This is a genomic window from Yersinia sp. 1252 StPb PI, from assembly GCF_048593885.1.
Classification (GTDB): domain Bacteria; phylum Pseudomonadota; class Gammaproteobacteria; order Enterobacterales; family Enterobacteriaceae; genus Yersinia; species Yersinia enterocolitica_E.
Map to the genome: position 1 here is coordinate 1 of NZ_JAZGQE010000158.1, position 10,841 is coordinate 10,841.

Sequence of the window (10,841 nt, forward strand, 5' to 3'; positions counted from 1 at the left end):
CTTTTAGCTAAAATGTTAAAATATTAATCATAAAGATAATGGAACGTTAGGGCCGTGAAATTACCCATACAAAAAATAGTGCTGAAAATGAAACATTTGGTAGCAAATAACGCGAATGATTTTCACTATCATTGTTAATTTCTTTCTATACAATTGCTCTGTTTTGCGGTTGCCTGACAATCTCGTTTTCTTCTTTGAGCTTTTAAAAGGATCTCAGTTTATGAAGTTACGTTTCCCCTCTTTCGGCCCTGTCGCCCTACTGGCTTCCTCAATGATGCTGGCGTTCTCCGTCAATGCCGCATCAAATGATGAAGGTATCGTGATTTATAATGCTCAACACGAAAATCTGGTGAAATCCTGGGTTGACGGTTTTACCAAAGATACCGGCATCAAAGTGACTCTGCGTAATGGCGGCGACAGCGAGTTAGGTAATCAACTGGTTCAGGAAGGCAACTCATCCCCCGCCGACGTTTTCCTGACTGAAAACTCGCCGGCAATGGTGCTGGTCGATAACGCCAAATTGTTCGCACCACTGGATGCAGCCACACAGGCACAGGTTGCGAAAGAGTATCGCCCTGAACATGGTCGCTGGACCGGTATTGCGGCTCGTAGCACCGTGTTTGTCTATAACCCGGAAAAAATCAGCGAAGCCGAATTACCTAAATCCATTATGGATTTGGCAAAACCTGAATGGAAAGGCCGTTGGGCTGCCTCACCATCGGGTGCCGACTTCCAGGCCATTGTCAGTGCCATGCTGGAGTTGAAAGGCGAAAAAGCGACGTTGGAATGGCTAAAAGCCATGAAAACCAACTTCACTGCCTACAAAGGTAATAGCACCGTGATGAAAGCGGTGAATGCGGGCCAAATCGATGGCGGAGTTATCTATCACTATTACCGTTTTGTCGATCAGGCCAAAACAGGTGAGAACAGCGGTAAAACCAAACTGCATTATTTCAAACATCAAGACCCTGGCGCATTTGTGAGTATCTCCGGCGGCGGTGTTCTGGCATCCAGTAAGCACCAGAAACAAGCGCAGGAATTCGTCAAATGGATCACCAGCAAATCAGGCCAGGATATCTTGCGTACCAACACCGCATTTGAGTATGCCGTTGGTGTCGATGCCGCTTCAAACCCTAAATTGGTGCCACTGAAAGACCTGCAAGCACCGAACGTTGAGCCGTCTAAACTCAACAGTAAAAAAGTGGTTGAGTTAATGACTGAAGCCGGTCTGCTGTAATAAGGACAACCGACTGATAGAATGCATTTTTAGCCCGTCACATCACTATGGCGACGGGCATTTAACAAGCCGAGCGCCTTGACTATTATGGCTAATATAAGCACCGATATTGTATCGGTTCCACTGCATAAGGCAGCCCAACGGCAGTATAACCATCGCCCGGGGTTTGGGATTGTGGCTATTGCGGTTCTGCTGTCACTGCTATCCCTGCTGCCATTAGGGTTTGTTATTGGTATCGCTATTGATACCGGTTGGCCAACAGTCAAAGCCCTGGTTTTTCGCCCCCGCGTGGGCGAATTACTGATTAACACCGCGCTCCTGGTGCTCTTTACCTTACCGCTTTGCGCCATTATTGGCGTTGCACTGGCATGGCTGACCGAGCGTACGGCCCTGCCCGGCAGGCGGATTTGGTCACTATTGGCTATTGCACCGCTAGCCGTACCGGCTTTTGTACAAAGTTATGCATGGATTAGTCTGGTGCCATCAATGCATGGCCTTGCCGCTGGCGTGTTTATCTCAGTAATTGCCTATTTCCCCTTTATTTATCTGCCCGCATCCGCTGTATTACGCCGCCTTGATCCCGGCCTTGAAGACGCAGCATCATCATTGGGTAGTCCCCCAACAGTGGTCTTCTTTCGCGTGGTTCTGCCGCAACTAAAATTAGCCGTATGGGGCGGCTCGATACTGATCGCGCTGCATCTATTAGCGGAATATGGCTTGTATGCCATGATCCGTTTCGATACTTTTACTACCGCTATTTTTGACCAATTTCAATCCACGTTTAACGGTCCGGCGGCCAATATGTTGGCAGGGGTTCTGGCGTTATGTTGCCTGGGGCTATTATTAATCGAAGCCACCAGCCGTGGCTACAACCGCTATGCCCGGGTCGGCTCCGGTAGCGCCAGGCGCCAAACTGCATATTCAATGGGTACAACCATCACACTACTGTGTCTGTTATTGCCATTGCTACTCACTGCACTCTCGCTGGGCGTGCCCTTTATCACGCTGGCCCGCTGGCTCTATATTGGTGGAATTGATGTGTGGCTGAATCCTGAACTGCTACCAGCCTTGAAGCAAACACTGGCATTAGCACTGAGCGGTGCGGTTATTATCACATTGTGTGCCGTCCCCATGGCATGGCTATCGGTGCGCTATCCGGGGCGCTTGCACCGTGTGATGGAAGGCTGTAATTATGTCACCAGCTCGCTGCCCGGTATCGTGGTCGCGCTGGCGCTGGTGACCATCACTATCCGTGTTGCTCGCCCGCTGTATCAAACAGAATTCACTATTTTGCTGGCTTATTTATTGATGTTTACCCCACGCGCTTTAATCAGTTTACGGGCCGGCATTGCGACCGCCCCGGTCGAATTGGAAAACGTGGCCCGCAGCTTGGGCAAAACACCCACTCAAGCCGTATGGAGCACCACCATGCGCCTTGCTGCACCTGGCGCCGCTGCCGGGGCGGCACTGGTGTTCCTCGCTATCTCCAATGAGCTGACCGCCACACTATTACTGGCCCCGAACGGCACCCGAACACTGGCGACTGGCTTTTGGGCGTTGACCAGTGAAATTGATTATGTCGCGGCATCACCCTATGCACTGCTGATGGTGGCACTATCTCTGCCGTTAACCTGGCTTCTTTATTCTCAATCGCAACGTACGGCAGGATTATGAGCACGCTTGAACTTCAGCAAATCGGTAAGTCTTTCCAGTCTGTTACCGTATTAGACCGAATTGACTTGCAGGTTTCCGCCGGCAGTCGCACCGCAATTGTTGGGCCATCCGGCTCAGGCAAAACCACGTTGTTGCGGATTATTGCCGGGTTCGAAACCCCCGATCACGGTAAAGTTATTCTGCAAGGTCATCCGGTATTCGACAATTCAACCCACGTGCCAGCGCACAAAAGAGGGATTGGTTTTGTACCGCAAGATGGTGCGCTGTTCCCCCACTTTACCGTCGCGGGCAATATTGGTTATGGACTAAAAGGGAGCAAGCAGGACAAAGCCCGCCGAATTGATGAACTGATGGAGATGGTCGCACTGGATCGGCGGTTATCACAACTTTGGCCCCATGAGATTTCGGGTGGGCAACAGCAGCGGGTCGCTCTCGCCAGAGCGTTAGCACAGCGGCCGGTACTGATGCTGTTGGATGAACCTTTTTCAGCTCTGGATACCGCCTTACGCGCCTCAACGCGCAAAGCGGTGGCTGAACTGTTGGCACAGGCAAATATTGCCTCCATTTTAGTGACGCATGATCAAACCGAAGCATTATCATTTGCCTCGCAAGTCGCGGTAATGCGGGCGGGTAAACTGGCGCATGTTGGCCCGCCGCAAGAACTCTATTTGCGACCGATTGATGAACCGACAGCGACTTTCCTTGGCGAAACATTGATTCTTTCCGCCAATATTGATACCGGATGGGCTGATTGCGCACTGGGCAGCGTCAGGGTTGATGATGAGCAACATCATGGATTGAGCCGGATTATGTTACGGCCAGAACAGATTACTATCACCCCTTTGCCCGCAGATCATCACTACACCACTCATTGTCTGGCCAGGGTTATCAATATTGATTTTGCGGGTTTTATCTCAACACTCACCCTATATCTGGTTGAAAGTAATGAAACGGTAGAGGTTAAAACCATCAGCCGCGAAGGTATAAGTATCGGTTTAATGGTTGACCTGACAATTATTGGCCAAGCGCATATTTTTGCTAACTGAGTAACCTCACTGGGCATTGCAACCTTGGTTTTTGGCTCGCATTGCTCAGTATGGCCTTTATCCGGCTAAGGGGCTTTATGCTGCTGGCGTAATCTTCGATACTCCAGCAACGTCAACACAATAACCACCACATCCAGCGCAGTTATTACGATCAATAACACCGAGTGAGTGAAGGTATAACGATAGAGTTGATAGATAATGAATAAGCTGAATATGACTATTGCCGCCGGATAATAACCCAGTCTTTTGCGCCATAATCCAATAATGATCCACAACTTAACCACGCCGTGGATGAGCAGATAAAATGCGGCAAAATGCAGACTGCTGATAGAGAGGTTTTGTGCCGCATGCAGTAAATAATGGGCTACTACATCGCCACGGTCTTCAATAAATTCAACTTGCGTGATGCGATGCAGAATATTTAGCAAAAACTGCGGCGTCACAAAATAGGTTAAAATACCGCTGATAATCTCCATCACGGCTAAGATTGCTTTCAGTAATAAGCTCAGTTCAAAAACTGCGTGAAGATTCCTTTCACCTAAGATGTTGTTACCATCGAATCTGTTTTTCATATTCAACATCACGCTGATTCTCTACAATATAATACTCGATGGAGAATAGCGTAACAGTTTACGTGGTGCCAGTTAAAGCACCACGTCATAACCGTATTATCTGCAATACAGGTGCCTTAGAATGTAATAACTGTTTTTAATCCGGTGACCCATGCATCTTGCGTTTGGCTTACCCCTGCTGGTGAGTGCCAATATTGTAGATCAGGTTGTAATTCCAGCCATGAAGTGACACGGAAACGATAATACAGCTCGGCAGTAACCGAATGCCCAGGTATTGGAGAGTAACGTGGATTATTATAATCAGAAACATTATTGATTTGATTCAGATAGCGTTGATTATCTTTATAATAATCACTCAGTTTAACCATTGATACGCCGAATCCCAACCAATCTTGTGGGCGGCTATCAAATAAGCCGCGATAACGGATGCCCGCAGAGGTAGCGTAATGCATGTAATTGGTCCGTTGATCCGCCAACGACATGCTGTAAAACACACTTAAACCACGGTTGGCGTCATCCTGATGTTTTGTTACCTGCTGATTGAATCCACTGTAAAAGAACCAAGTATTATTATGGTAACGATAGCCATCTGGGTCAGTCGCTCCGGGAGCACCAGAGACCCCGTTATAAAGATCCCGTTGTTCAGCATTGGTATAAAGAACACCAAGGTTATAAATACCGGGTAAATCCTGGAACGCATTAGTTTTTAATTCCAATTCCAGCGGCAGTAATATGCCTTTGCTGCCCTTGGTTGACCAACTCCACGCCCTACCACGGCTCGGTGCATCAGGGTTTTGCTCCATCACCCCGGTTTTTAATGTTAAGCCATCGGTAAGCTTATATTGCAGCGTGGTTCCCCAATAATGAACGTTCCAGTTAAACCAGGTCAGCGAGTTTGCTGATTTACCGCCACATAATCCAAGAGTTTGAAAATCGCAGGGAATAATTTGGTCAAAATCCTGTACTTTATTCATCAAACCAATTCGCCAGTGCAGTTTCTGACTCGCAAAACTGCGCGCAAAGGTTAACCAGCCCAAGCGAGTAATCGACTGACCACCAAAACTTTCCTGCGACAAATCGGTTATATTCGCCCGAGGATCTTGTAACCGATCCCGCGTGAGGTTGTTATCATGATTGCGGTTAACAATATTCCCTTCGATTACTGCATCGGGAATCCCCGTATATAACTCAAGATCCTGCTGAAAAGTCAGTGAAAACTGATCAATATAAGACGCTTGTTTATCATGATTATAGCCACCACCCGCGTTATATGATAATTGACTCAAGTAACCGAGTGAATAATTAAAACCGTGCTCCGATAAAATAGGGCGAATACCTAACATATCGCCTAGCAGCCCTGTTTGCTGTGGCTCAAAACCTAATGCGATCCCCTGCCACTCCGGCGTTGATTGTTCCACATATTCACCGCTGCCCGTTAAACCTTCACTTAATGCCGATGATGAAAATAAAATAGTAGAGATCAGTAAATAAAATGCAGCAGAATTTATCTGACGAGTCAGATATAAAGTTGGTTTCATTATTTTCCCTTTTTAGAATAACCCGCACATCTAATAATAAATACTCAGTACTTCCCCAAAAATAAGTCGTGTTGCAGTGAGGCAAAACAGTTGAGAGCTGCTTATATCACTGCAACATACAAACGTCGCTATTAGCGTTTCAATGCCTCGCCATTACTCTGAATCACATCGCGATACCAATAGAAGCTCTTCTTACGACGGCGTTCCAATGTGCCATTACCACTGTCATCGCGATCGACATAAATAAAACCATAACGTTTGGATAATTCAGCTTTTGAGGCGCTAACCAAATCAATCGGCCCCCAACTGGTATATCCCATCACCTCAACGCCATCTTCGATAGCCTCACCGACCTGGACCAGATGGTCATTGAGATATTCAATGCGATAGTCATCTTCAATATGACCATTAACATCCGGCTTATCTTTCGCTCCCAGCCCATTCTCAACAATAAACAGGGGTTTTTGATAACGATCCCATAATTCATTGAGCAGGATACGCAGCCCGTCAGGATCGATCTGCCACCCCCATTCCGAGCTGGCCAAATGCGGGTTCTGCACCATGCTAAGAATATTACCTCGGGCTTTACGGTTTAACTCTTCATCGGCGGTCACGCAGCCGCTCATGTAATAACTGAAGGAGATAAAATCGACAGTCTGTTTTAATGCCAGTTTATCTTCAGCAGTGATTTCAACACTAATGCCGTGCTGTTTAAAATAACGAGCCATATAAGAGGGGTAATAACCGCGAACCTGCACATCGCCAAAGAATAGCCATTCACGATTCTGCTGTAATGTTTCCAATACATCGGCAGGCTTGCAAGTTAGTGGATACATCAGCCCACCCAACAGCATATTCCCGATTCGGCCATCAGGGATAATTTCATGCAATGCAGCAACCGCTTTGGCACTGGCAACCAACTGGTGATGGATAGCCTGATACACGGCACTCTTACTGCTTGCTTGCTCTAATCCTACTCCGGTGAATGGCGCATGCAGCGACATATTGATCTCATTAAATGTCAGCCACAATTTAACCTTATGCTGATAACGCTGAAACACGGTGCGGGCATAATGTTCAAAGAAACCAATTGTTTTACGATTACCCCAACCACCATAATTCTTAACCAGCCCGTAAGGCATCTCATAGTGGGATAATGTCACCAATGGCGTAATGTTATATTTCGCCATTTCATCAAATACACGATCATAGAATGCCAGGCCTGCCTCATTAGGCTGCTGCTCATCGCCCTGTGGGAAAATACGTGTCCAGGCAATGGATATCCGCAAACATTTAAACCCCATCTCAGCAAATAGCGCGATATCCTCTGGGTAGCGATGATAAAAATCGATAGCGACATCTTTGACATAACTGTCACCACTCACCCTGGGAATGATATCGCCAAAAATTCCATGGGGTTGTAAATCAGAGGTAGATAGCCCTTTCCCCTCAGTAAGATAAGCCCCTTCTACCTGATTAGCGGCAATCGCACCGCCCCAAAGGAAATTATCTGGAAATGCATGTTTCATCGGTTTTCTCCTAAATCAGTATTAACGAATTACGGTTAATAACGGGGCTTGCTCAGTAATAGAGGCGCCTTTAGCACACAGGACATCCTGATAATTTTCACTGTTGCTGATAATTATCGGCGTCGTCAGGTCATAACCTGCTCCGGTAATCGCCGCACAATCAAACTCCAGCAGTAAATCACCTGCGTTGACCCGGTCACCGGCTTTAACATGAGCGGTAAAATATTTGCCATCGAGTTTGACGGTATCAATACCAACGTGGATAAGGACCTCAGCACCAGAATCAGATTCAATGCCAATCGCATGGTGGGTTTTAAACAGTGATGCTACAACGCCATTAACCGGTGACACGACCCGCCCTTGTTGTGGAATAATCGCAATTCCCGCCCCCAATAAACCACTGGCGAAAATACTGTCACTGACATCCGCTAGCGCTAACAATTCGCCACTGATCGGGCTGAATATCACTTCGCCGATACCACTGTAGTTATCAGTGATGGATGAGGTGTGAGACAAATCCTCTGTTTCTGCGCTAGCAACAGGCGCTGGCAGGCCAAAAAAGAAGGTGCTGATGGCAGCAAAGATCAACGCAATCAGGGTGCCAATAATGGCGCCCCATACGCTGGCATCGACACCTGTAGCGGGAATTATTTGGGCAAAAGAGAAGATACTGGCAAGGCCGAATGAATAAACATGGGTCTGGCAGAAACCGACGATGACACCCCCTATCGCCCCGCCCACGCAGCCAAAAACAAACGGTTTTTTCGACGGTAACGTCACCCCATAAACAGCGGGTTCAGTAATACCGAATATCCCCGCAGTAAATGCCGAACCAGCCAGCACCTTCATTTTTGCATCGCGAGTACGTAAAAAGACACCGAGCGTGGCCCCCACTTGCCCCATAACTGCGGGTAATAACAGCGGCAACATGGCGTCATAGCCCAGTACACTCAGGTTGTTTATCATCAAAGGGACCAAACCCCAGTGCAGCCCAAAGATAACGCAAATCTGCCATAGCCCTGCCAATACACCACCGGCAACAGGAGGAGCAGCCGAATAGATAATTTGGAACCCCGACGCCAATAAATGGCTAAGCCAGGTTGCCAGCGGGCCAATCAGTAAGAAGGTGGTTGGAACGGTTATTACCAGACACAGTAATGGCGTGAAAAAGTTCTTAATATTGCTGTGTAACACCCGGTTAAACCCTTTTTCTAACCGACTACTAACCCAAGCCGCTAATATGATAGGGATAACCGACGAGCTGTAATTGATAAATGTGACCGGAATACCAAGGAAATAGACCTCAGAAGCACCGGGTTGCCCGGCTGCGTTAAATGCAGCGAGCATCAAGGGGTGCACTAATGCACCACCAATCGCCATGGTAATAAATGGACTGCCACCAAACTTCTTACCTGCGGTATAACCCAATACCAGTGGGAAGAAATAAAACAGTGAGTCACTGGCAGCAAATAAAATTGTATAGCTGCCGCTGTCGGGTTGTAACCAGCCGCAAACAAGACTCAGTGCCAGAAAACCTTTAAGAATACCGGAGGCGGCCAATACACCGAGCAAGGGGGTGAAAATACCCGAAATGATATCGATACAGTGACTGAACAAACTCTCTTTTTGATTACCTGACTTGTTGTCATATTCTTCAGCATCAGCTAACCCCGCTTGGTTCACTAACGCCTGGTAGACCTCACTAACATGGTTTCCGATAACCACCTGAAACTGGCCACCACTTTCCACTACCATAATAACGCCAGGATTATCTTTCAGCGCTTTGGCATCAGCCCGCGCCATATCCTTGAGTTTAAAGCGCAAACGGGTAGCGCAATGTACTACGCTATTAATATTACTCTGACCCCCTACTCCGGCGAGGATCTCGCTGGCGACCGTTGTGTATTGCATCGTGTTTTCCTTCGGTAACGCTCTTGTTTATACAGGTAAAGATTCGGGCAAAAAAAAACCTAAACGCACTCCGCACCGCGACCCAGCGACACAAGTACATTCAGGTTTTGCCTGCCGAAGCAGTAACAATCCAGTTTGGCGAAATTCTCTTACTACTTAGAACCCTTCCCTTTTAAATCATTTAATCTGGTAGATTAAAACTTTCCCGGCGAACGCGTTCAATATGGATAGTCAAAAACATCCGCTCTTCTTTGCTCAAATCTTGTTGATACTGCAATTTCATATGCTGCTGAATCTTACCCGCACAGCGGTAAGCCTCAGCATAATTATCTTTCACTGCATCGTGTAAGGAATCATCATCACTGGTGACCCCATTACGGCCCAACATTCGCTGTGAGAAAAATTTCAGATGGGTAACAAAACGGTGATAACTCAGCCCGTCCTCATCATATTCCAGCTTAAATTGGTACTTCACGATATGCAGTATCTCCTGCATTACCTTCGTCACTTGCATTACTTCAGGCATTTCACCCTTCAACTGAGCATTCACCAGATGGAGCGCGATAAATCCAGCTTCATCTTCACGCAATTGCACCCCAAGGCGTTGTTTAATAATCTGCAAGGCTTCACGACCCAAGGCAAACTCTTTGGGATACAACCGACGAATCTCCCACTGCAATCCATTCGTTATATCCAAACCTTGTTTATGCCGCTCAATCGCATAGAAACAGTGGTCAGTCAGCGAAATGTAGAGGTTATCCTGCAACTTACCCAGTTTTGCCGTTGCCTGCGTGATGATACAGTCACAAGCAATCATTACTTCTAATGGAATACAGCTCAGTAACTCACTCAGCCGCGAAACCAATTCATTGTCTTTTAGAGCAAACACTTTTTCGATCAATGTGTTATCTAGCGATTCACCTGGGTGTTTTTGAAAGCCAAGACCACGCCCCATAATGACTTGTTCCTGACCATGCTGATCGAGAACAATAACTACATTATTGTTAAGTATTTTAGCGATTTGCATGCTTTAGCCCTGAAAACAAAAAAACCCGACTCAGCAGCATTCATCACGCTACTCAATCAGGTTTTGCCCGCCATTGACGGTAACAATCCAACTATTCGGTAAACTACCATGTTAATGCACGACTGCAAGCTGGAAGAGATAAGAATCGTGATGTAGATCTCCTCTTATCTGGATAAATAGATCAGCATGTCATTTTAGCCATTATTTAGTTAGGGTTAATATCACCAACCATTGGCGTTATGGTGATAAAGAATAGCGGTAAAAACAGCCGTTTCTTTATTAAGACTTTTCTTAAGATAATAAAGAT

At 46.8% G+C, this 10,841-nt stretch carries 8 protein-coding genes; 3 read left to right on the forward strand and 5 right to left on the reverse strand.

Features of this window, described 5'->3' with window-relative positions; all coding sequences use genetic code 11:
* Positions 1-220: 220 nt before the first annotated feature.
* From V2A85_RS18520 to V2A85_RS18530, 3 genes are all read left to right on the forward strand, one after another.
* Positions 221-1,237, forward strand: a complete 1,017-nt coding sequence (locus tag V2A85_RS18520; protein ID WP_372559549.1) for an iron ABC transporter substrate-binding protein — start codon at positions 221-223, stop codon at positions 1,235-1,237.
* An 87-nt stretch (positions 1,238-1,324) separates the two neighbouring features.
* Positions 1,325-2,911 carry an ABC transporter permease gene (locus tag V2A85_RS18525; protein WP_420072060.1) on the forward strand — a complete coding sequence of 529 codons (1,587 nt, stop codon included), beginning with the start codon at positions 1,325-1,327 and terminating at the stop codon, positions 2,909-2,911.
* A complete protein-coding gene (locus tag V2A85_RS18530) occupies positions 2,908-3,957 on the forward strand; it encodes an ABC transporter ATP-binding protein (protein ID WP_420072061.1) in 1,050 nt (349 codons plus the stop codon). Before V2A85_RS18525 ends, V2A85_RS18530 begins: the two co-directional genes overlap by 4 nt.
* Before the next feature lie 65 nt (positions 3,958-4,022).
* On the opposite strand, the gene V2A85_RS18535 is transcribed toward V2A85_RS18530, so the two are convergent.
* From V2A85_RS18535 to licT, 5 genes are all read right to left on the reverse strand, one after another.
* The gene (locus tag V2A85_RS18535) at positions 4,023-4,538 is read right to left on the reverse strand and encodes a DUF2127 domain-containing protein (protein ID WP_420072062.1); all 516 of its coding nucleotides are present in this window, start codon (positions 4,536-4,538) and stop codon (positions 4,023-4,025) included.
* Positions 4,539-4,645: 107 nt separating this feature from the next.
* Positions 4,646-6,067: a carbohydrate porin gene (locus V2A85_RS18540; protein ID WP_420072063.1), complete on the reverse strand. Its 1,422-nt coding sequence runs from the start codon at positions 6,065-6,067 to the stop codon at positions 4,646-4,648.
* A 131-nt stretch (positions 6,068-6,198) separates the two neighbouring features.
* Positions 6,199-7,596 (reverse strand): glycoside hydrolase family 1 protein, encoded by a 1,398-nt coding sequence (locus V2A85_RS18545; protein WP_372559554.1) that lies wholly within the window; start codon positions 7,594-7,596, stop codon positions 6,199-6,201.
* 21 nt (positions 7,597-7,617) lie between these two features.
* Positions 7,618-9,507, reverse strand: coding sequence for a PTS beta-glucoside transporter subunit IIABC (gene bglF / locus V2A85_RS18550; RefSeq protein WP_420072064.1), 1,890 nt, complete (start codon positions 9,505-9,507; stop codon positions 7,618-7,620).
* A gap of 181 nt (positions 9,508-9,688) precedes the next feature.
* On the reverse strand, positions 9,689-10,534 hold the full coding sequence (gene licT / locus V2A85_RS18555) for a BglG family transcription antiterminator LicT (RefSeq protein WP_083163501.1): 846 nt from the start codon (positions 10,532-10,534) through the stop codon (positions 9,689-9,691).
* Positions 10,535-10,841 lie beyond the last annotated feature (307 nt).

Bases quoted from the DNA above. Each gene is read 5' to 3' on its own strand.
- V2A85_RS18530 (WP_420072061.1), top strand. From the start codon at position 2,908: ATGAGCACGCTTGAACTTCAGCAAATCGGTAAGTCTTTCCAGTCTGTT.
- licT (WP_083163501.1), bottom strand. From the start codon at position 10,534: ATGCAAATCGCTAAAATACTTAACAATAATGTAGTTATTGTTCTCGAT.
- V2A85_RS18540 (WP_420072063.1), bottom strand. From the start codon at position 6,067: ATGAAACCAACTTTATATCTGACTCGTCAGATAAATTCTGCTGCATTT.
- V2A85_RS18545 (WP_372559554.1), bottom strand. From the start codon at position 7,596: ATGAAACATGCATTTCCAGATAATTTCCTTTGGGGCGGTGCGATTGCC.
- V2A85_RS18535 (WP_420072062.1), bottom strand. From the start codon at position 4,538: ATGTTGAATATGAAAAACAGATTCGATGGTAACAACATCTTAGGTGAA.
- bglF (WP_420072064.1), bottom strand. From the start codon at position 9,507: ATGCAATACACAACGGTCGCCAGCGAGATCCTCGCCGGAGTAGGGGGT.
- V2A85_RS18525 (WP_420072060.1), top strand. From the start codon at position 1,325: ATGGCTAATATAAGCACCGATATTGTATCGGTTCCACTGCATAAGGCA.
- V2A85_RS18520 (WP_372559549.1), top strand. From the start codon at position 221: ATGAAGTTACGTTTCCCCTCTTTCGGCCCTGTCGCCCTACTGGCTTCC.